At 62.7% G+C, this 23,647-nt stretch carries 18 protein-coding genes and 1 tRNA gene; 12 read left to right on the forward strand and 7 right to left on the reverse strand.

The window, feature by feature from the left end; genetic code table 11:
* Positions 1-34 precede the first annotated feature (34 nt).
* The 10 genes from gldN (IPK70_10140) to IPK70_10185 all read left to right on the forward strand — a co-directional run bounded on the left by gldN (IPK70_10140) (position 35) and on the right by IPK70_10185 (position 13,507).
* Positions 35-868: a gliding motility protein GldN gene (gene gldN / locus IPK70_10140; GenBank protein ID MBK8227519.1), complete on the forward strand. Its 834-nt coding sequence runs from the start codon at positions 35-37 to the stop codon at positions 866-868.
* Between the two features lie 88 nt (positions 869-956).
* Complete coding sequence (gene gldN / locus IPK70_10145) at positions 957-1,733, forward strand: gliding motility protein GldN (GenBank protein ID MBK8227520.1); 777 nt, start codon at positions 957-959, stop codon at positions 1,731-1,733.
* 44 nt (positions 1,734-1,777) lie between these two features.
* On the forward strand, positions 1,778-2,620 hold the full coding sequence (gldN, locus tag IPK70_10150; protein ID MBK8227521.1) for a gliding motility protein GldN: 843 nt from the start codon (positions 1,778-1,780) through the stop codon (positions 2,618-2,620).
* A gap of 52 nt (positions 2,621-2,672) precedes the next feature.
* On the forward strand, positions 2,673-4,628 hold the full coding sequence (locus tag IPK70_10155) for an ABC-F family ATP-binding cassette domain-containing protein (protein ID MBK8227522.1): 1,956 nt from the start codon (positions 2,673-2,675) through the stop codon (positions 4,626-4,628).
* A gap of 72 nt (positions 4,629-4,700) precedes the next feature.
* Positions 4,701-6,317 carry a gliding motility protein GldM gene (gene gldM, locus IPK70_10160; GenBank protein MBK8227523.1) on the forward strand — a complete coding sequence of 539 codons (1,617 nt, stop codon included), beginning with the start codon at positions 4,701-4,703 and terminating at the stop codon, positions 6,315-6,317.
* A gap of 42 nt (positions 6,318-6,359) precedes the next feature.
* Positions 6,360-6,432, forward strand: a tRNA-Met gene (locus IPK70_10165).
* Between the two features lie 81 nt (positions 6,433-6,513).
* On the forward strand, positions 6,514-7,389 hold the full coding sequence (era, locus tag IPK70_10170) for a GTPase Era (GenBank protein MBK8227524.1): 876 nt from the start codon (positions 6,514-6,516) through the stop codon (positions 7,387-7,389).
* Between the two features lie 105 nt (positions 7,390-7,494).
* Entirely contained in the window at positions 7,495-8,799 is a 1,305-nt protein-coding gene (der, locus tag IPK70_10175; protein ID MBK8227525.1) for a ribosome biogenesis GTPase Der, read from the forward strand.
* Positions 8,800-8,836: 37 nt separating this feature from the next.
* The gene (locus IPK70_10180) at positions 8,837-11,011 is read left to right on the forward strand and encodes a hypothetical protein (protein MBK8227526.1); all 2,175 of its coding nucleotides are present in this window, start codon (positions 8,837-8,839) and stop codon (positions 11,009-11,011) included.
* Positions 11,012-11,056: 45 nt separating this feature from the next.
* Positions 11,057-13,507, forward strand: coding sequence for a TonB-dependent receptor (locus IPK70_10185; protein MBK8227527.1), 2,451 nt, complete (start codon positions 11,057-11,059; stop codon positions 13,505-13,507).
* A gap of 26 nt (positions 13,508-13,533) precedes the next feature.
* On the opposite strand, the gene IPK70_10190 is transcribed toward IPK70_10185, so the two are convergent.
* The 5 genes from IPK70_10190 to IPK70_10210 all read right to left on the reverse strand — a co-directional run bounded on the left by IPK70_10190 (position 13,534) and on the right by IPK70_10210 (position 20,011).
* Positions 13,534-14,691, reverse strand: a complete 1,158-nt coding sequence (locus IPK70_10190) for an aminotransferase class I/II-fold pyridoxal phosphate-dependent enzyme (protein ID MBK8227528.1) — start codon at positions 14,689-14,691, stop codon at positions 13,534-13,536.
* Positions 14,692-14,757: 66 nt separating this feature from the next.
* Positions 14,758-16,554, reverse strand: a complete 1,797-nt coding sequence (locus IPK70_10195) for a T9SS type A sorting domain-containing protein (protein ID MBK8227529.1) — start codon at positions 16,552-16,554, stop codon at positions 14,758-14,760.
* A gap of 47 nt (positions 16,555-16,601) precedes the next feature.
* Positions 16,602-18,245 carry a glycosyltransferase family 39 protein gene (locus IPK70_10200; protein MBK8227530.1) on the reverse strand — a complete coding sequence of 548 codons (1,644 nt, stop codon included), beginning with the start codon at positions 18,243-18,245 and terminating at the stop codon, positions 16,602-16,604.
* Positions 18,246-18,270: 25 nt separating this feature from the next.
* Positions 18,271-19,029: a glycosyltransferase family 2 protein gene (locus IPK70_10205; GenBank protein ID MBK8227531.1), complete on the reverse strand. Its 759-nt coding sequence runs from the start codon at positions 19,027-19,029 to the stop codon at positions 18,271-18,273.
* Between the two features lie 82 nt (positions 19,030-19,111).
* Positions 19,112-20,011: a DMT family transporter gene (locus IPK70_10210; GenBank protein ID MBK8227532.1), complete on the reverse strand. Its 900-nt coding sequence runs from the start codon at positions 20,009-20,011 to the stop codon at positions 19,112-19,114.
* A gap of 92 nt (positions 20,012-20,103) precedes the next feature.
* Between IPK70_10210 and IPK70_10215 the strand changes: the two genes are divergently transcribed.
* On the forward strand, positions 20,104-20,619 hold the full coding sequence (locus tag IPK70_10215) for a heavy-metal-associated domain-containing protein (protein MBK8227533.1): 516 nt from the start codon (positions 20,104-20,106) through the stop codon (positions 20,617-20,619).
* 99 nt (positions 20,620-20,718) lie between these two features.
* Positions 20,719-21,762 (forward strand): COX15/CtaA family protein, encoded by a 1,044-nt coding sequence (locus IPK70_10220; protein MBK8227534.1) that lies wholly within the window; start codon positions 20,719-20,721, stop codon positions 21,760-21,762.
* Here the strand turns inward: IPK70_10220 and IPK70_10225 are convergent.
* Together IPK70_10225 and gldE are read right to left on the reverse strand one after the other, a co-directional pair.
* Positions 21,737-22,312, reverse strand: coding sequence for a hypothetical protein (locus IPK70_10225; GenBank protein MBK8227535.1), 576 nt, complete (start codon positions 22,310-22,312; stop codon positions 21,737-21,739). The two genes, IPK70_10220 and IPK70_10225, sit on opposite strands and share 26 nt — an antisense overlap.
* The gene (gene gldE, locus IPK70_10230) at positions 22,296-23,546 is read right to left on the reverse strand and encodes a gliding motility-associated protein GldE (protein ID MBK8227536.1); all 1,251 of its coding nucleotides are present in this window, start codon (positions 23,544-23,546) and stop codon (positions 22,296-22,298) included. The genes IPK70_10225 and gldE overlap by 17 nt, the downstream gene beginning before the upstream one ends.
* Between the last annotated feature and the right edge of the window lie 101 nt (positions 23,547-23,647).

The following is a 23,647-nucleotide window of genomic DNA, read 5'->3' on the forward strand; positions in this document are numbered from 1 at the left end:
CACAGCGGCGATGAGGAACCTGAAGAACCTGACAATGGCACTGGCCCTGCTCTGCGGTGCTTGGGCCGCGCCTTCGGCGATGGCGCAGACGGTGCTCGATGGCGCCTTCATCAAGGAGCACACGAAGACCAAGCGCGTTGTTCCGTACACCCACATCCGTGAAGCCGATGTGATGTGGGCGCGCCGTGTATGGCGGACGATCGATCTCCGGGAGAAGATCAACCACCCGTTGTATTTCCCGACCAGCCCGCTCAATGACCGAAGGAGCCTTTTCGATGTGATTCGCCAGGGATTGATGGTCGATGGCTCGATAACCGCTTACGACCCAGGCGCATTGGCCGATGATGACGAGTTCAAGAAGGCTTTCCTTCCAACGGAGTTGAAGGATCTTTTCAGCCGCCTCGATACCCAGTACACCGAGTCGCTCGTAACTGGCGACATGGAGATGGTTGTGCAAACCATTGACCTCGAGAGCCGGGACATCAAGATGTACAAGCTCAAAGAGGATTGGATCTTCGATAAGCAGCGGAGCACGCTCGATATCCGCATCATCGGCTTGGCCCCCATGAAGGAGGTTCGCGGCGAGGATGGAGAGGTGCGCGGCTACCGACCGCTATTCTGGCTCTACTACCCTGAGTGCCGTTACGTGTTCGCGAACTGGGATGCCTTCAACCGCGAGAATGATTCGGAGCGACGCAGCTTCGAGGACATCTTCTGGAAGCGCCAGTTCAGCAGCTACATCACCAAGTGGAGCAACGTGTACGACCGTCAGGTAAGCGATTACAAGACCGGCCTCGATGCCTTGCTCGAGGGTGAGGAGATCAAACAGGCGCTGTTCGAGTTCGAGCACGACCTCTGGAACTTCTGATCGCGCCCAACTATTGATGCGAGGCCCCGGGAACACCGGGGCCTCGTCGTTCATGCACGTTAACACGGGAATCGGGCGTTTATGCTGCATGGCACCGCGATACGAGGCTTTGCTGATATCCGCGATCGCCTCCCTGTCGCTGCATGGTCAGGATGCGCTGGGACCCGATGGTCCCTGTCGGGGCGATGGCATGGTGCGGACCTATGCCCCGTTGCGGGAAGCCGATGCCATTTGGTCGCGGCGAGCATGGCGCGTGCTCGACCTGAACGAGCCTTCGAACAAGCTGCTCGCGGAACCGGCTGCCGACGCCGCGCATTGCCGCAGCCTGATTGATGTGATCCGTCACGGTTTGCGTGATGAGGGCGGGATCAGAGCCTTCATTGCAGGCAAGGATGGCTTGGATGATGGCTTCCGCACCGTCCTCGGCAGAACTCAGCTAATGCAGGAGCTGGCGGCAATGGATACCATGCGCGCACTTGCCGTCCGGCGTTACATGATCAAGGAGGATTGGATCTTCGACAAAGCGCGTTCGGTGATGGAAGTGCGCATCATCGGACTGGCGCCCATGGTTGAAGTTCGTGGCGAACTGGGCGAATTGCGCGGCTATCGTCCCGTGTTCTGGCTGTATTACCCGGAATGCCGGCGGTTGTTCGCTTGGTGGGTCGCGGGAACGGGACCTGAAGGATCGCCGATCACCTACGAGAACATCCTCGATGGCCGCTTGTTCCGTGGAACCATCTCGAAAGTGAGCAGCATGCAAGACCGGGCGATCAGCGCCACGAGCACGAGCATCGATGCGCTGCTGGAGAGCGATGCTGTTCGCCGCCAGCTCGATGCCATCGGCTTCGATCTATGGCATTATTGAGGGTCACCTTTCCGACCTGAGCGCATCAATAGGAAACGGATCCGATGCGCGCTCGATTCCTTCTCTTCGCCTGCTGTTTCATCAGTCACGCTGCATCCGGGCAGTACCTGCTCGATGGCGCATACATCCGTGAGCATGCTCCCACGCGAAGGGCCGTGCCTGCTGCGCATCTGCGCGAAGCCGATGTGCTCTTCTGCAAGCGGGTCTGGCGCGTGCTCGATCTCCGGGAGAAGCTGAACCACCCGTTCATCTTCCCATTGGAACCGGCCCAGGGCCGTCGCAGCCTCTTCGATGTGGTCCGCCAAGCCCTGTTGAAGGACGGGACGCTCACGGCGTATGCGCCGGGCGTGCTGGCCAACGATGACTCCTTCAGCCATCCGATGCTCCGCGGTGAAGTCGATTCGGTGCTGAACCCCATGGTGACGGTGTGGACACCGAGCCTCGATGACCCGGATACTCCCATCGAGGTCACCCAGCCCGATCCCATCACGGCAGCACAGGTCACGCGCTACCAGATCAAGGAGGATTGGTACTTCGACAAACAGCGCGGCGTGATGGATGCTCGCATCATCGGCATCGCCCCCATGAAGGAAGTGCGTGGTGAGGACGGCGAACTGCGCGGCCATGCACCGCTCTTCTGGCTCTATTACGCCGAACTCCGGCATGTGCTGGCCAATGCCGAGGCCTTCAATCCCTGGAACGACGGAGGGCGGATCACCTTCGATCAATTGCTCGAGTCAAGGCGCTTCAGCAGTTATGTGGTGAAGGAGAGCAACGCTCCCGATAGGCGCATCTTGGAGCATGCCAGAGGAATTGACGCGCTGGTCGAAGGCGATGCGGTGAAGGAGCGCTTGTTCCGCTTCGAGCACGACCTATGGAATCATTGAAGGAAGCTCTGCCCGGGGCCGATCGGCTACTTTCGCGGCCCTTTCGCAAGTAATGATCACCGTACAGGGCCTCACCCTCCATTTCGGCCAGCGTCCCATGTTCGATGGCGTCTCCTTCTTCATTGGGAGCGACGACCGCATCGGCCTTGTAGGCCGTAACGGAGCTGGCAAGAGCACCTTGCTGAAGATCATGGCCGGACAGCAGCCTTTCGATGGCGGCACCATCGGTAAGCCCAATGAGCTCACCCTGGGCTACCTGCCCCAGGAAATGGCGCACAACCTGGAGCTCACGCCATGGCAGGTGGCGGAGAAGGCCTTCGAAGAGGCCATAGCCCTGAACGCTTCGCTGGAGCGGATCGAAAAGGCGCTTGAGAAGGCCACCACCGATGAAGAGGCGATGGAGCTGGCCACGATGCTGGCGCATGCACACGAGCGCTTGAACACCATCGGCGCTGCGGACCACGACATGCAGATCGAGCGCATGCTCAAGGGCATCGGCTTCGTGGAAAAGGACATGCACCGGCTGATGAGCGAGATGAGCGGTGGCTGGCGCATGCGCGCGGAGCTCGCGCGGCTGCTGCTGATCCAGCCGGACCTGCTGCTGCTCGATGAGCCCACGAATCACCTGGATCTCCCGGCGATCCAGTGGCTCGAGGATCTCCTTCGCACCTACCCAGCGGCCCTCGTGCTCATCAGCCACGATAAGACCTTCCTCGACCGGCTCACCAAGCGCACGCTCGAGGTCGTGGGCGGCAAGCTCATCGACCGCAAGGTGCCCTGGAGCCAATATGTGGAGCTGCGCAAGGTGGAGCGCGAGCAGCAGGCCGCACAAGCCAAGGACCAGCAGCGCTACATCAAGGAGACCACCGACCTGATCAACAAGTTCCGGGCGAAAGCCAGCAAGGCGGCATTCGCGCAGAGCCTGATCACCAAGCTCGACAAGCTCGAGCGCATCGAGGTGGAGGACGAGGACCTGCGGAAGATGCTGGTGAAATTCCCGCCCGCTCCGCAGAGCGGCAAGATCGTCTGCGAGGTGAAGGGCGTGAGCAAGTCCTATCCTGACCGGAAGCATCCGGAACAGACCAAGGAGATCTTCCGCAAGGCGGAGCTCACCATCGCCAAGGGCGAGCACCTGGCGCTGGTGGGCGCCAATGGAACGGGCAAGTCAACCCTGGTGCGCATGATCATGGGCGAAGAGCCCTTCGATGGCGAGATCAAGCTCGGGCACAACGTGATCGTGGGCTACTATGCGCAGGACATGCCTGAGCGCATGAATCCGGCGGGCACCGTGATGGAGACCGCTGAGTACGCCGCAAGCGAAGAGAACCGCGTGCGCGTTCGGGCCATGCTCGGCGCATTCATGTTCAGCGGCGATGATGTGGACAAGAAAGTGAAGGTGCTCAGCGGTGGCGAGCGCGCCCGGTTGGCGCTCTGCTGCATGCTGCTGAAGCCCCTCAACTTCCTCATCCTCGATGAGCCCACCCACCATCTCGACATCCAGAGCAAGGATGTGCTGAAGAATGCGCTGAAGAACTACGAGGGCACCTTCCTGCTCGTGAGCCACGACCGCGATTTCCTCACCGGCCTCACCAACCGCTTGCTCGAGCTCGACGACCACCGCATCCGCGACCAGCACATGGACATCCTGGAGCTGATCGAGAAGCGCAAGGCCCTGCAGGGCGCCGATATCGGCAAGAGCAGCGCAGCGCAGCCGAAGACCAAGGTGGAGAAGGCCGACAAGAGCGACCATGCAGAGCGCCGCGACCGCGACAAGGAGCGCAAGCGCATGCAGGGCCTGGTGGCGCGGCTCGAGAAGCAGCTCGCCGACCTGGAAGCGGAAGAGAAGCGCTTGCAGGCCGACGTGATGCGCAGCGGCGTGCCCGCAGCCGAGGTGGAGAAGGGCTACGCGCGCATGGGCGAAGTGGCCGAGCGCATCGCCGCCACCATGAAGGAGTGGGAGGAGGCTTCGCTGCGGATGGAGGAGCTTGGGGAAGGGAATCCGGCCTGAGCGTTACCCGCGTTCGTTGATGGCATTGGTTGATCGATGGTGCATGCCGCACCCTCATCAATCCCCAGCGCCATGGCCTCCGCGAAGCTCCCTCCCCGCCAGAAGATGATCAACATGATGTACCTCGTGCTCACCGCGATCCTCGCGCTGAACGTGAGCAAGGAGGTGCTCGATGCCTTCGCCATCATGGATGCCGAGCTCGTGCGCAGCGAGCGTGCGCACGAGCAGCGCTCACAGGTGGAGTATGCCGTCTTCGCCGATATGGCCAAGCGCTTCCCCGACAAATTCGCGGCGAAGCATGAAGAAGCGAAGCGCGTGAAGGCCATGGCCGATTCGATCGTAAGCCATCTCGAAGGGATCAAGACCGCCACCATCGCCAAGGCCGATGGCCTGGAGCCCCGGCTCCTGCGCGGCACCGATGCCGATGGACGCGACACGCTTCGCGCACTGCTCATGCTCGAGAAGAAGGACGACCGCGATGTGCTCACGCATGCGCTCGTGGGCAGCGAGCCCGGATCGCCGCGCACGGGCGATGGATCCGCGCACGGCATCCGCATGCGCATCACGGCGTTCCGCGACAGCCTGAAGGGATTGGCCGGTGAGAAGGGGCAGGCGCTATCGGCTTCGCTCGATGCCCTCTTCGACTTCAGCGACCGGCGTGATGCCAGCGGCACGCTCAACAACTGGGAGAGCATCAACTTCTATGATGTGCCCTTGGCGGCGGGCATCGCTACGCTCAGCAAGCTCCAGGCGGATGTGCGCGCGGCGGAGAACGACATGGTGAAGTGGCTCTACCGCAGCGCAGAGCTTGAGGATTACCGCTTCGGAACCCTCACCACCGCCGTGGTGCCGCAGAGCAGCCTCATCATGCTCGGTGATTCCTTCCGCGCGGATGTCTTCCTGGCCGCTTATGATCCGCGCAATCCGGCCCAGGTCAAGCTGAAGGACGGGCAAGAGCTGCCCATCGGCACCGATGGCAAGGCCAAGCTCCGCGTGCGGGGCAATGCCATCGGTGAGCAGCGCGTGGAGGGCTCGATCCGGTTCGATGGCCCCAAGGGCATCGAGGAGATCCCATACGCGACTTCATACCAGGTGATGGCGCCGCTACTGGTGGCTAGTCCAACCAAGATGAATGTGCTCTATCGCGGGGTCGAGAACCCCATCGAGCTATCGGTGCCCGGAATAGCGGCGGAGCGGATCCAGGCCAGCATCAGCACAGGCCGCATCAGCCGCAGCGGCAACGGCTGGGTGGCGACGGGAATGACCGACTCCAAGGCCGAGGTTTTTGCCACCGCCACCTTGGCTGATGGCAGCACGCGAAGGATCGGGCCAGTGATGTTCCGGGTGAAGAACCTTCCTCCGCCCTCAGCTTACGTGAAGGACAAGGGCTCTGCCGACACCTGGATCGCGCTCAATGACTTGAAGCACGCCCCTGGAGTGACGGTGAAGACGAACACGGAATTCGGGGATGTGTGGACGGCGAAGAGCTACACGTTCAGCTTTCAGCGCGGCAGCAGCAATCCCATCGATCATGTGTGCCAAGGGGCGGCGTTCAGCTCGGATATCAAGCAGGTGATCGCAAAGGTGAGGCCGGGGGATAAGATCGTGATCGAGAACATCGCGGCTCAGTTGAGCAACGGCCAAGGGCCCGTGGTGAAGCTCGGCGCCATTGCACTTAAAGTCCGATAGGAAGTTGGCCCAGTCGGGTGTCCGGCTATATTTGCGCCCCATTGCGGGGTGGAGCAGATGGTAGCTCGTCGGGCTCATAACCCGAAGGCCGTAGGTTCGAGTCCTACCCCCGCTACGAAGGAAGGCCCGGTGAAAGCCGGGCCTTCGCTTTTCCCGCCGCTTCGGCCATAGGCCAGGCGGCGATCTTCGCGCAACCATGCCGCACAAGGCCGGATACGCCAACATCATCGGTGAGCCCAACGTGGGGAAGAGCACCTTGCTCAATGCCTTGCTTGGCGAACAGCTGGTGATCGCTAATCCGAAGGCGCAGACCACGCGTCACCGGATCCTGGGCATCCTAAACGGCGACGACCACCAGATGGTGCTCAGCGACACGCCCGGCATCCTCGATCCGCAATACAAGATGCACGAGCGCATGATGAGTGCCGTGGACGAGGCCATCATCGACGCCGACATCCTCATCGTGCTGGTGGAGATCGGACAGAAGCCCGAGAAGGCAGAGAACGTGCTCAAGCGCGCCCGTCGCTTCAAGGGCCGCAAGGTGCTGCTGGTGAACAAAGTGGACGCGGCTCCGGAAACGGCGATCCTCCCCGCGCTGGAGGCCTGGCAAACCGCGCTGCCCGACGCCAAGGTCGTGCCTTTGAGCGCCCTGCATGGCCTGAATGTGCAGGAGCTGAAAGCTTACCTGATCGAGCACCTGCCCGAGCATCCGCCGTATTTCCCGAAGGATGAGCTGAGCGACCGCAACATGCGCTTCTTCATCAGCGAGATCATCCGTGAAAAGGTGCTCGCGAACTATAAGCAGGAGATCCCCTACAGCACGCAGGTGGTTGTGAACAGCTACGAGGAGGCCCCGGAGATCGTGCGGATCCAGGCCGATGTGATCGTGATGCGTGAGAGCCAGAAGGGCATCGTGATCGGCGAAGGCGGAAACGCGCTGCGCAGGCTCGGGACCCAAGCGCGCATCGCCATCTCCAAGTTCATTGATCAGAAGGTCTTCCTGGACCTGAAGGTGAAGGTGGATCCCGATTGGCGCGAGGATGAGAAGAAGCTGAAGCGATACGGATACTGAAATGCAGGGCGAATGGTCCATGGCGATTGGCGAATGGGGAATCCGTCTCAAGGACTGCTCGTGCCCATTCACCAATGACCATTCGCCATTCACCTGAGCTGAATCATGGGAAACATCGTCGCTATCGTAGGCCGCCCCAACGTGGGCAAGAGCACCCTCTTCAACCGCTTGATCGAGCGGCGCGAGGCCATCACTGACCCGACCGCCGGCACCACGCGCGACCGCCACTACGGCAAGAGCGAATGGAACGGCATCCTCTACAGCGTCATCGACACCGGCGGCTACATCAGCGGCACCGACGATGTGTTCGAGGCCGAGATCCGCAAGCAGGTGAGGCTCGCCATCGACGAGGCAGACACGATCCTCTTCATGGTGGATGTGAACGGCGGCGTGACCAGCGCCGATGAGACCATTGCGGAGCTGCTGCGCAGGAGCAAGAAGCCCGTGCTGCTCGCGGCGAACAAGGTGGATACCCACGACCGGCAATACCTGACCGCCGATTTCTATGCCCTCGGCCTCGGCGAGGTGCATGCCATCGCAGCGGCCAGCGGCGCAGGCACCGGCGACCTGCTCGACGAGCTGATCAAGACCTTCCGCAAGCCCACCGAGGATCCGGAGCCGGACATCCCCAAGATCGCCATCGTGGGCCGGCCCAACGTGGGCAAGAGCTCCCTGGTGAATGCCATGCTGGGCCGCGAGCAGAGCATAGTGACACCGGTGGCGGGCACCACGCGCGATACCGCCAACACGCGCTGGAGCGTCTTCGGCCACGACCTAATCCTGCTCGATACCGCCGGCATCCGCAAGAAGGCCAAGGTCGATGAGGACATCGAATTCTACAGCGTGATGCGCTCCATCCGCGCCATCGAGGATAGCGACATCTGCATCCTGATGCTCGATGCGCGCGAGGCCATGCAGCAGCAGGACCTGCACATCCTCTCCATCATCCAGAAGAACGGCAAGGGCCTGGTGGTGGTGGTGAACAAGTGGGACCTGATCGAGAAGGAGACCAACACCATGAAAGGCTTCGAGGCCGAAGTGAAGCGCCGCATGGAGCCCTTCACCGATGTGCCCGTGGTCTTCACCAGCGTGGTGGAGAAGCAGCGCTTGCTCAAGGTGATGGAGATGGTGATGCAGGTCCATGAGGACCGCAGGCGCCGGATCCCCACGCGCAAGCTCAACGATGTGCTGCTGCCCGAGATCGAGCGGCAGCCGCCGCCCATGTACAAGAGCAAGCAGGTCACCATCAAGTTCATCCAGCAACTGCCCTTGCACGTGCCCAGCTTCGTCTTCCACTGCAACCTGCCGCAGTACATCAAGCCCAGCTACGAGCGGTTCCTCGAGAACCGCCTGCGCGAGCACTGGCGCTTCACGGGCGTGCCGATCCGGTTGTACTTCAGGAAGAAGTAGGTCATTGCTTAGCTTCGATGGGCCAACACCCATCGCCGTGCGTTTCCGAACCGCCTTCCTGCTCGCGGCGCTCGTCGGTTCAGCCTCCTTGCACGCGCAAACGGTGCCCTTCGCATGGGGCGATGCGCCGGTCTGGGATGCCTCTTGGGAAGTAGGCCGCAGCATCGACTCCGAGGTGCTCACCGATGAGCTCTCGCTGCGGATCCGCAACGTGAAGCCCGAGTACATCGCTTTCTTCTACGAGCGGCGCAGGGTGGTGCGCTTCATGGAGCGCGACGACATCAAACGCTACGGCCCTGTTGTGCTGCCCGAGAGCCTCGACCCGCCCTACGACGAGCATGGCAAGCCCTACGAGCGCTTGGAGACGCGCCCCTATCCGCTGCTCTTCAACATGCGCGTCGATCATTTCGCGGCGCGCGTGATCAGGCCCGATGGCAGCTGGACCGAGTTGCCCGTGACCACGCGAAGCGCTCGCGGCTACTTGGGCCATCCGGTGAACTTCCAGGCCACCATGTCCGAGACGCGCTACCCGCAAGGCATCATGCCGGGCGATGTGGTGGAGTACCGCTGGAAATACATGCTGCCCTGGGACACGAATGCTCCGCACACCCTGGGCTGGCGCGGCAGCATCTGGATGGACAACTGGGCGCGGCTCACCAATTGGCGCATCTTCTTCCACCACGGCCTGCCCATCCGCGAGCAACGCGTCGAATTGGTTTATCATGCGAAGCACGGGCTGGAACTGGCTGGCGCTGCCCCCACGCTCCGGGAACACGACGGGAACGATCGTCGTGCCGTGTGGGAACAACGCGACCTGCCCGGCGTGATGGATGAGGTGGGCGGTCGGCCGGCCAATGAGCTCCCTTGCATCATCGTCGCCTTTGCTCCCGACGACCTGCGCAACTTGAGGCGTGAGCGACTGAGCAATCTCCCGATCACGCAACAGCCCTGGCTCCAAGCCATCCGGCAGCGCGAGGCCAAGGCCATGTGGTGGAGGCGCGTGGCACAGAAGAAGCTGCCCGACCGGCAGAATCGGCAGATCAAGGCCTTCATCCGCGAGACCTGCGCTGGGATCCCGGATACGCTGAAGGCGCGCCGCATGGAGGCCCTGCACGAGCGCATCGCCAGCGACTTTGCCTACGATGCCGACCGCGATTGGTACTTCGATCTGGACCGCAGCCTTGCGCGCATGGGCGATCAGGTGCGCGATGAGCGCTTGCGCGACATCAGCCGGTACGATCTCTACAGCAAGCTCCTCAACGCCGAGGGCAGCGATCATGTCACCGCATACCTGCTCGACAAGCGCAATGGCCGCCTCGACGACCGCTTCACCACGCCCATGCGCGACAACGAATGGCTCTTCGGCATCGGTGATGGCGCAGGCATGCTGTGGATGCACCCCAAGCGCCAACGCCACGGATGGTTCGCCAACGAGCTGCCCTTCTATTGGGAAGGCACCAGCGCGCTGCTCATCGACCTGCCGCGCCTCATCGCCGATGACCCTCGACCGCCGCTCTTCGTGGAACTGCCGTCGGCTGACCCAGCTGCGAACCTGCGTGCCATGGAGCACCGCTTGCGCATCGACCTGGACAAGGCTGATGCGGCCGGCGACGCGCGCATATTGCTCAGCGGCCAGTTCAGCACCCTGGGAAGAGCGGCATTCCTCGGCGACCGCATCGACAGCACGGTGCATCCGAACTATGGCCATTCCCCTGCGCGCCTGCCCCATGCCGCGTTGACCGGCACCAGCCTTCGAGGACTGCAATCCGATCCGCCTTTCCGCTTCCACGAGCGGCAAGAGCTGGCCTTTGCGCAGTGGGTGACGCCCGAAGCAGACGGCCTCTTCGCCATGGAACTGCGCCCCTTCTTCGCCCATGCGGTGCCGGAGGGCTTTCGGGCCGAGGGCCGGGACCTGCCTTTCCACTGGGACTTCCGGCAGAGCGATCGCTTCATCATCGACCTCGAGTTCACGCAGGCGGTTGAAGTGATGGACCTCACGCAATTGCAGGGCGAATGGAATTGCCCGAGCGCGCGCTACACCTTGCGCGCCACCCGGATCGATGCCAGGCACCTGCGCATCGAGAGCCTATTGCAGGTGCTCGAAGAAGCGGAGCGCCCCGAGGACGCCTTGGCGTTGGAGACGCTGCTCCGCGAAGTGCTCGCACCGTCGCGGCTGCTTCGGGTGCGGGTGAGCAAGGCGCCGGAGCAGTAGGTTGCTGGATCATGCGGCTTCGCGCGCGCTGCTACTTTGCGCGCCATGTCCATCCTTGGAGTCGCGGAACATTTGCTTCGGAGGAGCGGATTGTCGACGGGCCTTGCGGCGTTCCTGATTCCGCTGAATGCCTTTGGCCAACAGGTCACCGTGGTTGATGCCGCCACCTTGAAGCCGCTGGAGGCTGCAACGGTGCATCATCCCGGCACGGGCGCCTCGGCCATCACGGATGCGCGCGGTCGTGCCGAACTCAGCGCTTTCACCGGCGCCGATTCCATCAGCTTCCGCATGATCGGCTACGAGCCCCGCGTGCTCAGCTATCAGCAAGTGCTCGGCATGGGCAATCGGGTCGGCATGTCGGCGCTGCCCTTCAGGCTCGATGCCTTCGTGGTGAGCGCCAACCGCTGGGAGCAGGAGCGCGAGCGCGTGCCTGACCAGATCACCGTGATCAACCCGCGTGAGGTAGCGCTGAACAACCCCGGCACGGCTGCCGACATGCTGCAGCAGAGCGGGGAGGTCTTCATGCAGAAGAGCCAGCTGGGCGGCGGCAGCCCCATGCTGCGCGGCTTCGCGGCCAACCGCGTGCTCATCGTGGTCGATGGCGTGCGCATGAACAACGCCATCTACCGGGCGGGCAATTTGCAGAACGTGATCAGCGTGGATGCCAACGCGATCGATCGCGCGGAGGTGATCCACGGGCCAGGCGCCATGACCTATGGCAGCGATGCCATCGGCGGCGTGATGGATTTCCACCTGCTGCGTGCGCGATTCAGCATGGACAGCAGCTTGTTGCTCCACGGCGGCGCGATGGCCCGCTATGGATCGGCGGCCAACGAGATGGGCGGCAACCTCCATTTCGGGCTCGGAGGCCGGAAGCTCGCCTTCGTGGGCAATGCCTCCTTCACCCGATTCGGCGATCTCCGGGCCGGCAGCGTTGGCCCCATGGACTACCAGCGTCCATGGTACGTGGAGCGCATCAACGACATCGATTCCATGGTGGTGAACGATGACCCCAACTTGCAGGTGGGCAGCGCATACGACAACATCAACCTCTTCGGCAAGCTGGCCTTCAAGCCTGTTGAGACGCTCGAGCTGGGTGTGAACGTGTACTACAGCACCACCACGGATGTGCCCCGCTACGACCGCTTGATCGAGCTACGGCCCAACGGCATGCCGCGCTCTGCGGAGTGGTACTATGGTCCGCAGGAGTGGATGATGGGCAGTTTCACGGCGAAGCATTGGGCGAAGCGCGGCCCTTGGAGCACTGCACGCCTCTCCATCGCAAACCAGGATTACACCGAGAGCCGCAATGACCGGAACTACCGCAACGCGAGCAAGCGGACACAAGCAGAGCAGATCGGCGGCATCTGGACCAATCTCGATTTCGAGAAACGGATTAGCGCGCGGACCCAGTTGCTGTATGGAGCTGAGCATGTCACCAATACGGTGGCATCATCCGGTGTCCGTGTGAACCAGACCACGAGCGAGGAGACCATCATCAACTCGCGGTATCCGAATGGCGCGGAATGGAGCACGGGCTCTGCGTACATCGGCGCCATGCATGACGCTACCGACCGCCTCACGCTGTCTGCTGGTGCCCGCTGCAACTGGTCGGCGTTGGAAGCGCGATTCGATACATCGCTCTTCGCGTACCCGGCCACAAGCACAAGCCTGAGCAACAGTGCGATCACGGGCAACCTGGGCGCGGCGTTCCGACCGGGTACCGGCTGGAAGCTCTCAATCGATCTGAGCACAGGTTTCCGCGCGCCCAACATCGACGACATCGGGAAGGTCTTCGATAGTGAGCCGGGCGCGGTGATCGTGCCTAACCCGGACCTGAAGGCGGAGTACGCCTACAGCGCGGAAGCAGGCATCGAGAAGACCATGAGCGAGAAGATCCGCCTGCGCGGCAACGCGTTCTACGTGCTGCTGGACAACGCCATGGTGCGCCGGCCCTTCACGCTCAATGGGGCGGACAGCATCTCGTACGACGGTGAGCCCAGCCGTGTGGACGCCATCCAGAACGCTGCGCAGGCCCGTGTGATCGGCTTCACGCTCGGCATCGATGCGCGCATCACGAAGAACCTGGCGCTCGATGCGCGCTACAACTGGCAGGATGGCGTGGAGCAGGACGATGCGAGCACGACCGATGTGCCCCTGCGTCACGCACCGCCGCCGTTCGGTCAAGCGGGCATCACTTGGGAGCGGAAGAAGGTGCGCGTGCAGGCATTCGTGCAGTTCAGCAGCGGCTTCACCTTCGATGAGCTTCCACCGAGCGAGCAGGCCAAGCTGCCGGTCTACGCGCTTGATGCGGAAATGCGCCCCCATGCGCCGTCTTGGCACACGCTGAATTTGCGCGCATCGTACCAGGTCAGCAGGGTGGTGCTGGTTTCCGGAGGCGTGGAGAACATCACGGACCAGCGCTATCGTCCTTATTCATCGGGCATCTCGGCGCCGGGCAGGAACTTCATCATCGCGCTGCGGGCGAGGTTCTGAGCGGAGAGGTCCGCTGGAATTGAGCCTCATATGCGCGCGAGACCTTGCTCCAGGTCGGCGATGAGCGATTGCGGCTCTTCCAGGCCGATGTACAGCCGCACCATCGTGAAGGGCAGGTCGGTGTAGTAGCCGCTGGGGCCCTGCAAGGCGCACACCGGCCATTGCAGGCTCTCATAACCGCCCCAGCTCACGGCGATGAGGAATCGCTTCAAGCTGTCGCAGAAACGCTCCACCGCAGCCACGTCCGGCGCATCCAGTTCAATGCTCATCAATCCCGCCACCCGCTTCATCTGCCTCTGCGCAAGCGCATGCTGCGGATGCGACTCCAGCCCGGGCCAATGCACCTCCTTCACCTTCGGGTGCGACTCAAGGAAGCGCGCCACCTTCTCCGCGTTGTCGGCACTGCGGTCCATGCGCAGGGGCAGGGTACGCAGGCCGCGCGTCAACAGCCACGCGTCATGCGGTGAAGGACAGGCGCCAAGCGTCATGAACTCCTTGCCCATCACCTGCCGCATGCGCTCGTGGCTGCCAGCGAGCACGCCGGCCACCACATCGCTGTGGCCGTTGAGGTATTTCGTGGCGCTGTGCGCGACCATGTCGCAGCCTAGGCTGATCGGGCTTTGGAAGAGCGGGCTGTTGAAGCTGTTATCGCATAGCGTGGCGATGCCATGCTCCTTAGCGATGGCGCACACCTCCGCGATATCCTGCAGCTCGAAGGTGAGCGAGTTTGGGCTCTCCAGGATAAAGAAGCTGGTGTTCGGCTTGATGGCTCGGCGGTAGTTCTCTGCGTCGGTGCCATCGACGAAGGTGTGCTCCACGCCGAAGCGAACGAGCAGGTCTGCCAGCAGCTTCTTCGTCCAGCTGTAGGGCTTCCGCACGCACACGATGTGGTCGCCCGCCTTGGTGAAGGCGATCACCGCCGCCGCGATGGCCGCGCTGCCGCTGCTGAAGACGAGCGCATCCTCCGCATGCTCCAGCGCGGCGATCTTCTTCCGCAGCATGGCCACAGTGGGATTGTAGCCTCGCGTGTAAAGGGGGCGGTCGAATTCATGCTGCACTACGGAGCGCATGGCGGCTACGGTCGAGTAGGTGAAGTTGCCGCTCTGCACGATGGGCGGCACCACGGCATCGAATCCGCGCTCGCGGTCTTCGCCGAGGTGGGTGAGGATGTCGCTCAGGTCCATGCAGCGAATGTGCGGAAAGAAGAAGGGCGCCCGTAAGGCGCCCTTCAAGGATTTCTGAATGCGTGATCAGCGCTGGATCATGAAGCGCGCCCAGGCCTCGGTGGCGCCGCTGAGCTGTGCCACATAGCTGCCTGCAGGCAGGAAGCTGAGGTCGACGCTGCGCGAATTGCTGCCGCTCGCGATGCTCATCGAGAACACAACGCGGCCCAAGGCATCGTGCACATTCAGCTGCGCATTGCCCGCATGGACATCGCTCCAGTGCATGTTCACCATGCCTGTGCTGGGCGAGGGTGCGATGAGCAGGCCATTGCCCATCCCGCTGTCCGCCATGCCCGTGCTCAGTTCCACCGTGGTCACCGTGGTGTTGGTGAGAACTGGCGCATTGTAGTCGAAGTAGATATCGGCGCGGTTGGAGAGCTGGTCGCCCAGCACGAGGCTGTTCTTAGGCGCCATGCGGTAGTGGATGCTGCCGTGGCTTGCGGGCTCGTTGGTGCTGCTGTCCGGCAGCATGATCTCGGCGAAGGTCCAGATGGCGACCTCTTCGTTCATCGTGAGCGTGTAAGGGTGCGTGGCGCCGATCATCTCGAAGGTGCTCAGGTCCCAATCGGCGTCGAGGCTGTCCTTGATCACGATGTTCACGGCCGGGGCGGTGCCGGTATTCTGGAAGTTGATCGTGTACGCGAGCTTCTCCTGCGCGAGCACTTCATCCGGCGTGATGCTCACCATGCTCACGTGCTTGTCGTTCGGGTCGATCGCGGTCACGGCGGTCGCGTGCTTGTCTGCCGTGTTGTTCGTGGGGTTGATGTCCGTCTCGGTGATGCTGAGCACCACATAGCTCAGCACCGGCGCACCGGGTGCCGCAGAGGTGCTGGTGTTCACCGTGACGTTGATCACGCCTTGCGCGAATCCGGCGAGGGCGGGCAACGCCCAAGTGACCGTTGGGCCGCTCACGTTGGTGGGCGCCACGCTGGCGCTCACGAAGGTGAGCAAGGGGTCGAGCGTGAGCGTGATGGTGGGCGTGATGGTCTCGCCGCCGAGATTCTGGTAGCCGATGTTCAGCTGCGTGTTGTTGCCGATCCAGGCATTCTGGCCCCAGAGGCTTACTCCGCCGTCGTAGATGCCCGGCGTGGGAACGAAGCCGAAGTCCATGCCGATCACCTGCGTGCCTTGCACGGGCACTGAATAGCTCTGCGAAGCGGGCGTTACGGTGTGGTACAGCGGAGGGGTGGCGGTGATGGTGTAGTCGCCAAGGGCGCTGCAGAAGGAGTATGGGTCGCCGCCGGAGTACGCGTTCATCCCACCGGGATTGATGGTGAGCATGGCATCGACTTGCGGCTCCCCGGAATCGCGGGACCCATTCGCATTCAGGTCCCGATAGGTCACTCCGACCACGCTTCCGGCGCATTCGCGCAGCTCCCACCAGAACGCATCGCTGTCGAACACGTCCGTCCAGACGATGTAGTACGTGGCTCCCGCGACGACATTGAACTCCATGTATGAAGCGAAGCCATATCCCGGGCAGGCGGCGTCGCCTGCGTCATCATTGAATCCGATGCAGGCAAGGTTCGCGCAACTGCCCATGTACACTTTCAGGTAGGTGTCATCGTCCATGTTGTTGTTGAGCGGATGACAGCTCGTGACGATCACCGTTCCTGTGAAGTTCGGTGTGTAGCTGTACCAGTCACCGTCCTGGCCGCCTCCGCAACCATTGCCTCCGTAGCCCGATGTTGGGCCATTGGCCAGATGCAGTCCGTTGCCGACGATGAGTGCCGTCGTGCATGTATCGCCCTGGGCCAGGCCGCGGAATGGGATTGCTCCGATGATCAGGAGCGAGAAGAGCTTCAAGGTGCAGCGAAGGCTCATGTGACGGGTGGTTTGGTGAGCCAAGGTATGCGGATGCAGCATTGCCGCTACGGCCTTCGCTCGAAGAAGACGAACCCGTTCCTGCGGAGAACCTCGCTGAAGGTCCCCAACTGTTCAACCTCCTCGGCATGCGTCAGTTTGCACGCCAGGTAGACAGGCCTGTCTATCGGTCCGCGCCAGAGCGTGGCTTCATCGGGCTGCGCCTCCATCACCCTTCCATAGAACTCGGGCACGTAGCTCTTGTAGCCCTTGGTGAGCAGCCAGCAGCGCTCATCGGCCTTGCTCTCGAAGAACTCCACTGCCGCCCGCTGCGAATAACCTTCGATGTTCTTGATGAAGAAGAACAAGGCAGAGGCAACGAACAGCGCGCCACCGCCGAAGACCACGAGCATGCTCGCGCGGTACTGGTGCCTGCTATGCAATAGATGACCGGCGATGAGCGCGCCGAGCAGCATGAGCCCTGCCAATGATTCGATGCCCGTCCAGTTCACATCGGCTTCGAGGTTCGCCAGCGCGAAAGGATCCTGCGCGAAGAGCGGCTTGATCGCATCGATGCTCATTCCCGCGAAGGGCACCGCGATCACCACCAGCGCGATGAGCGCACCCAAAGCGCCCAGGGCGAATCGGCTCCATCCGAAGCCTTCATCCTTCTTCCAGATGCGCTCGAGTTGCAATGCAGCGAGGTAGGTGAGCGGGAAGTAGCACAGGCTGCTGTAGTGCACGATCTTGGTCTTCACGATGCTGAAGAGGATGAGCACTACCCAGAATAGGATCACCATCCATCGGCGGTGGTCGCTCTCATGCGCATCGGTGGTGCGCGTGGGCTTCAGCAGCTCCTGGAGCGCGAACACCGATGCCGGGAAGCAGCCGATGAGCAGCACAACGAAGTGATAGCCGAAGAAGCCGCCGTGGCCGGCATCTTCGGTGGTGAGCATGGCCACCTGCCGCCAGAAGAAGGCGATCATGAAAACCGGTCCGTTGCGCGCGAGGTCGATCAGTGCCCAAGCGGATACCGTCAGCAAGGTGGCGAGTGCGATGAGGCCGGTCCTGCGGAGGCTCAGCACGAAGCGGAAGCGCTTCCCGGCCCAATACAAGAGCATCACGAGCGCGGGTACCAGCACGCCCACAGGGCCTTTGGTGAGCACCGCAAGGCCGAGGAAGAGGCCCGCGATCCAGGCGTAACGGTCGCTGCGAGCATTGATGGCGCGCGGGTCGCGTTTGGGGTCCAGGGCCACCAACGTGATGATGGCGTGCAGCCCGAGGAAGATGAAGAGGTTGAACCAAGGGTCGATGATGCCGCTGCGGAAGTAGAGGTGCGGAAGGATGGAGCCGATGTACGCGAGCGCCCACCACATGCCGAAGATCCGGCCGCGCAGTTGCTCGCCGATTCGGTAGAGCATCCATAGCGTGACGATGCCGCAGATGGCGTTGGGGAAGCGCGCCGCGAATTCGCCCACGCCGAAGGCCTTCATCCCGAGCGCCTGCATCCAGATGAAGAGTGGCGGCTTCTCGTGGAAGGCCTCGAAATGCATCTGAGGGCGCAGCCAATCGCCGCTCACCACCATTTCGCGCGCGATCTCCGCGAAGTTGACCTCGTCCCAATCGAAGAGATGGACGGAGCCCAGGCCGGGGATGAACAGCAGCGCTGCGATCGCGATGATCAGCAGCTGCAAGCGGCCATGTGAAGGCATGGCGCCGAAGGTAGGATCGCGGCGATCAGGCAGTGGCCTTGCGATCGCCCAGCAGCTTCCAGCCCATGATGCCGGTGCGCGCCAGGAAATAGCGCCAGCTCACGTTCAGCACGCCGAAGCCGTAGGTCATGCTTCGGCTGAAATTGATGGAGCTGGCCTCGTCGAAGTACTTGGTGGGGCAGGTGATCTCGGCCACATCGAAGCCGTGCCAGAAGATCTGGCCGATCATCTGGTTGTCGAACACGAAGTCATCGCTGCAGAGATGGTAAGGGCAGGCATCGAGCACCTTGCGGTGGAAGGCGCGGTAACCGGTGTGGTACTCGCTGAGCTTCTGCCCGCAGAGCATGTTCTGCGTGAAGGTGAGCGCGCGGTTGGCGATGTACTTGTACATGGGCATGCCGCCTTTCAGTGCGCCTTTGCCAAGGATGCGCGAGCCGAAGACCACGGGATACACATCGTTGCCGATGAGCGCGATCATGCTCGTGAGCAGCTTCGGCGTGTACTGGTAATCGGGATGCAGCATCACCACGATGTCGGCGCCAAGCTTCTTGGCGGTGTCGTAGCAGGTCTTCTGATTGCCGCCATAGCCCTTGTTCTGCTCGTGCACCACCACGTGCTTGATGCCGAGCTGCTTGGCCACCTCCACGGTGTTGTCGGGGCTCCGGTCATCCACGAGCACCACGTCGTCCACGATGTCAAAGGGGATCTCGCGGTAGGTCTGTTCGAGTGTGAGTGCCGCGCGGTAGGCGGGAAGCACGATGACGACTTTCTGTCCGAGGTACATGCGGGCGAAGTTGAGGCGGCTCATACGGGCGGCACCGGCGATCAGTTCCGCTTAATCCATGCCCGCGGGTTGAAAATGACGCCTAACGGCCCCGTTCCGCCGCGCTCACCAGCCACACCGCGCCCAGTACCAGCGCGACCAAGCAGAGTTGGGCCGGTCCTATCGATTCGCCATCGAGCAGCCCCCAAGCGATGGCCACCACTGGCATCAGGTACGTGACCATGCTGGCGCGAATGGCGGTGGTGCGTTGAAGGAGCATGTTCCACAGAACCAGCGCGAAGGCCGAGCTCATCACCGCCAGCACCGCCACATGGCCGAGCGCGTTCCAGGCGTTCGGGTCGGCGCGCAGCTTCTCAGGCAGGCCGCTGCCAATGGCCAGGCCGATGGCCATTGGGCCCATCCACGTGAGCGCAAGCGCCGCCGTGGCCATGGGCGGAAGGGCATGCAGATGGCGCTTCACGATGTTCCCGCTGAATCCATAGCCCAAAGTGCCCAGCACCGGGAAGAGCGCGTACCACGACCAGCCGCCGACCCCATCCGCCTCACCGAAGAGCACCAGGCCCATGGCCCCGAGCAGCCCGATGCCTATACCGAGCACATGCACCATGCGCACGGGCGTTGCGAAGAAGAGGGCACCGGTGAGCAAGGTCATCAGCGGCGTGAGGCTGTTGAGCATGCCGCTCAGTGCGCTGGGGATGCGGGTCTGGGCCGTGGCGAAGAGGAGGGCCGGGATGCCATTGCCCAAAAGGCCCGTACCGAGGAGGGGTTTCCAATGGCGGGGGAATAGGGCGGCGTAGCGGAACAGCAGGGGCGAGAGCACCAGCCAGGCAATGGCCAACCGCGCCGTGGCCATCTGCCAGGGAGTAAGGACCGGCAGCTCATCGTGGTACAGGCCTCGCTTCATCAGGATGAAGCTGCTGCCCCAGATCAGCGCCAGCAAGGCAAGGAGCAGCCAGGTGCCGCCGGGGCGTTCAGATTTCATAACAAGGCGCGAATGTATCCGGGGACGTTGCGGGTACATTTGTAACCGAATCGGGGGGCAAGCCGTCCCATGATCGCCGAACCACCAGAGCCATGCGCATCAACCGCCTTCCCACGGGTCTTTTGATCACCGCCCTCATCGCCGCATGCAGTGGCAATGCGCCTGTGGAGCAGGCCGTGAGCACGGTGGCACGCACCGTCAACGAAGTGGCCATCACCAGCGGTGAGCCGGTCACCATCGCGGACCTGAGCATCGAAGGCATGAGCTGCGAGCAGATGTGCGGAGGCGCCATCAAGAAGGCGCTGGCCAAGCTCGGGGTGCAAGGCACCGAGATCCGCATGAGCGAGGACGACAGCCCCAACCATGCGATCGTGACCTACGATGGCGGCACGCTGAGCGATGCGCAGATCATCGAAGCCATCCAGGCCCTGCACGACGGACAGTACAAGGTGCTCGCCATCGACATTACCAAGCAGGTGAAAGGCGGAACCGGCAATGGTGAGAGCGCCACGGCGAAGGGTGAGGACGACGCGCGCAGCGTTGTGGCCCCGAAGGACTTGGTGCTGCCCAGCATCGTTGCGCTGATCGGACGCCTGCTGCGGATCTGAGAATCGCTGCCATGCTTGTGAACGAGGGGGGCTGATGCCCCCTTCTCCTTTCGTGGATCAGGGCATGGCCCGTGCGCTCGCCGGTACCTTCGTCGCCCGATGAACTCTTCTGTGCACCTGAGGCCCGTGGTGATCTGGCTGCTCACCGGCTGCGCCATGATCGCGCTCATGGTGGTGATCGGCGGCATCACGCGGCTCACGGGGAGCGGCCTCAGCATCACGGAATGGGATCCCATCATGGGCGCCATGCCGCCGATGGATGAAGCGGCCTGGCTGGCGGCCTTCGACAAGTACAAGCAGATTCCTGAATACCAGTTGGTGAACAGCCACATGCAGCTGGCCGATTTCAAGGAGATCTTCTTCTGGGAGTGGGCCCATCGCAATTGGGGGCGATTGATGGGCATCGTGTTCATCGTGCCTTTCCTGCTCTTCTGGCGCAAGCGGTTATTGCATGGATGGCTGATGAAGCGCACGCTGTGGATCATGCTCGGCGGCGGCGTGGTGGCGAGCCTCGGCTGGTTCATGGTGCTCAGCGGACTGGTGGACGAGCGCGATGCCAACGGCCAATTGCTCGTGAGCGTGAGCCATTACCGGTTGGCCATCCACCTGTGCGCGGCATTCACGGTGTTCTGCATGGTGCTGTGGACGGTCTTCGATATCCGCAGCGGCCGGCGTGGTTTTCGGTCCAACGGATCAACGGCGGGCCTGTGGTCGCGCGCGCTGCTGATGCTGCTTGCGGTGCAGGTCATCTGGGGCGCCTTCACCGCAGGCCTCGATGCCGGCCACGGCTACAACACGTGGCCGTTGATGGATGGCGCTTTCCTCCCGGAGAATGCCACGGCCCTCGATTCGCACTGGCTGAATTTCACCGCGCGCAAGGATGGAGTCCAGTTCATCCACCGCAACCTGGCTTGGCTGGTGGCGGCAGGCTTCATCGTTTTCGCATGGCGGTTCCGTGGCGTGGAGCGCTTGCCATGGAGGCTGCTCATCGTTGCGGTGCTCGTGCAATTCACCCTGGGCGTGATCACGATCCTCACGCAGGTCCACCTCGCGCTGGGCATCCTGCATCAATTCGGCGCGCTGCTCCTTCTGGCGGCACTGCTGAAGGCCATGCACGTCACCGGGCGCCCCACTCCAGCGTAGCGGCCATGTGCCGGATATCAGCGCGCAAACGCGCCGTCACGGGTGCCAGCGAATCGGAGTTGGGAGGCGAATCGAAGTAGAGCGCGCCGTAGAGGAAGTGATCGGTGCTGTCGGTGAGGTAGAAGACGCAGGGGCTGGCCACATCGCCCTCCACATCGAAAAGGGTCCCGAACACGCGGGCGCTATCACGCAGCATGCGCTCACTGCGGATCCGTGCGGCCTTGGCCTCATGCTTCCGCTTGAACTCGTGCGCGTCCTCGATCAGTTCGGGGAGGTTGGCCTGCACCGCGCTGTAGGTGAGATGCACGGTGGCTCGCTGCCCGGCGAATCGCAGGTCGTACCAGCGCGCTTCGCCTTCGGCCCTGCGCTCCGCGATTCGCGCGTAAGAAGGAAGCTCGGTGCTGAATGGCGCGCCATCCTGCCGCCACCGCTCGTGCGCCTCAGAAGGCAGATCGAGGCGCGGCCAGCCTTTGGGGCGCGGCACGGTATCGTCTTCGCAGCTGGCCAGCAGCAAGACAGCCGCCAGCAGGAGCTCAATTCTTCGCTTCATCGTGCATGATGAGCTTGACGCGCCGGATGCGCTTGTTGTCCGAGGCCTCCACCACGAAGGTGAAGTTCTGCAGCGCCACCTGCTCGCCCTTCTTGGGGATGCGGCCGGTGAGCTCGAGCACGAAGCCGCCCAAGGTCCCGCTCTCACCCTTGTGCTCCTCGAACACTTGCCCATCGATGCCGAGCACGCGGTACAGATCGGGCAAGGGTGCGCGGCCCTCAAAGACCCAGGTGCGGTCGTCGAGCTTGCTGTAGATCAGGTCCTCCTCGTCGAACTCGTCGGTGATGTCCCCGACGATCTCCTCGATCACATCCTCCAGGGTGATGATGCCGCTGGTGCCGCCGTGCTCATCAACCACCACCGCCTGGTGCACCTTTTCCTGCTGGAATTCCTTCAGCAGGTCGTCGAGCTTCTTGTTCTCGGGCACGAAGTAGGGCTCGCGCAGCAACGTGTGCCAGTCGAAGTCCGCTGAATGGATGTGAGGCAGCACGTCCTTGATGTAGAGCATGCCCACCACACGGTCCATGGTCTCCTCATACACGGGCACGCGCGAGAATCCGCTGTCCACGATCGCCGCGAGCAATTGCTTGAAGCTGAGGTCACGGTCGAAGGCCACCACTTCCGTGCGCGGCCGCATCACCTGCTTCACCTCGATGTTGCCGAACTTGACGATGCCGCGCAGGATGCGCTGCTCCTCGGCGGTGGTGCTGGCATCCTTGGTGAGCTCAAGCGCATGGCCAAGCGCATCCATGCTGATGGGCTGGGCGGCTCGCTTCTGGTAGCGCCGCTCGATGAAGGTGGTGCTTCGCACGAGCGCTTCGCTCACCGGCTTGAAGATCAGGCGCAGCGCGAGCAACGGTCCGGCCATGAGCTGGGCCACGCGCATGTTGTTGGCGGTGGCGTACACCTTGGGCATCACCTCGCCGAGGAGCAGGAGTATCGCCGTTACGGCCAGCACTTGGATGATGAAGACCAGATAATCGGGCATGCGCTCCACCTCAAGCAGCGACGACACCGCCACCGTGCTGAGGATCACGATGCCCACGTTCACGAAATTGTTGGCGATGAGGATGGTGGCCAGCAGGCGGCGCGGCTTGCTCAGCAGGTCGAGCACGCGCTGGCCGCTACCACCGCCGCGCTCCTTCAGGTCGCGCAGTTGCGTGGGCGAGAGCGAGAAGAGCGCCACCTCGCTCGCGCTGAAGGCGGCGCTGCATGCCAGCAGCACGGCGATCATCGCCAGGATGAGGGCGGTAGCCGAATCGAGCGGGCGCCAATAGAGGGCGATCAGCGGGAGGAAGGAGGGAGGCTCCAAGCGGAAGGGTTTCGGTTCAACCG

The organism is Flavobacteriales bacterium (assembly GCA_016712535.1).
GTDB lineage: Bacteria > Bacteroidota > Bacteroidia > Flavobacteriales_F > PHOS-HE28 > PHOS-HE28.

Bases quoted from the DNA above. Each gene is read 5' to 3' on its own strand.
- gldN (MBK8227519.1), top strand. From the start codon at position 35: ATGGCACTGGCCCTGCTCTGCGGTGCTTGGGCCGCGCCTTCGGCGATG.
- gldN (MBK8227520.1), top strand. From the start codon at position 957: ATGGCACCGCGATACGAGGCTTTGCTGATATCCGCGATCGCCTCCCTG.
- gldN (MBK8227521.1), top strand. From the start codon at position 1,778: ATGCGCGCTCGATTCCTTCTCTTCGCCTGCTGTTTCATCAGTCACGCT.
- IPK70_10155 (MBK8227522.1), top strand. From the start codon at position 2,673: ATGATCACCGTACAGGGCCTCACCCTCCATTTCGGCCAGCGTCCCATG.
- gldM (MBK8227523.1), top strand. From the start codon at position 4,701: ATGGCCTCCGCGAAGCTCCCTCCCCGCCAGAAGATGATCAACATGATG.
- era (MBK8227524.1), top strand. From the start codon at position 6,514: ATGCCGCACAAGGCCGGATACGCCAACATCATCGGTGAGCCCAACGTG.
- der (MBK8227525.1), top strand. From the start codon at position 7,495: ATGGGAAACATCGTCGCTATCGTAGGCCGCCCCAACGTGGGCAAGAGC.
- IPK70_10185 (MBK8227527.1), top strand. From the start codon at position 11,057: ATGTCCATCCTTGGAGTCGCGGAACATTTGCTTCGGAGGAGCGGATTG.
- IPK70_10190 (MBK8227528.1), bottom strand. From the start codon at position 14,691: ATGGACCTGAGCGACATCCTCACCCACCTCGGCGAAGACCGCGAGCGC.
- IPK70_10195 (MBK8227529.1), bottom strand. From the start codon at position 16,554: ATGAGCCTTCGCTGCACCTTGAAGCTCTTCTCGCTCCTGATCATCGGA.
- IPK70_10200 (MBK8227530.1), bottom strand. From the start codon at position 18,245: ATGCCTTCACATGGCCGCTTGCAGCTGCTGATCATCGCGATCGCAGCG.
- IPK70_10205 (MBK8227531.1), bottom strand. From the start codon at position 19,029: ATGTACCTCGGACAGAAAGTCGTCATCGTGCTTCCCGCCTACCGCGCG.
- IPK70_10210 (MBK8227532.1), bottom strand. From the start codon at position 20,011: ATGAAATCTGAACGCCCCGGCGGCACCTGGCTGCTCCTTGCCTTGCTG.
- IPK70_10215 (MBK8227533.1), top strand. From the start codon at position 20,104: ATGCGCATCAACCGCCTTCCCACGGGTCTTTTGATCACCGCCCTCATC.
- IPK70_10220 (MBK8227534.1), top strand. From the start codon at position 20,719: ATGAACTCTTCTGTGCACCTGAGGCCCGTGGTGATCTGGCTGCTCACC.
- IPK70_10225 (MBK8227535.1), bottom strand. From the start codon at position 22,312: ATGAAGCGAAGAATTGAGCTCCTGCTGGCGGCTGTCTTGCTGCTGGCC.
- gldE (MBK8227536.1), bottom strand. From the start codon at position 23,546: ATGATCGCCGTGCTGCTGGCATGCAGCGCCGCCTTCAGCGCGAGCGAG.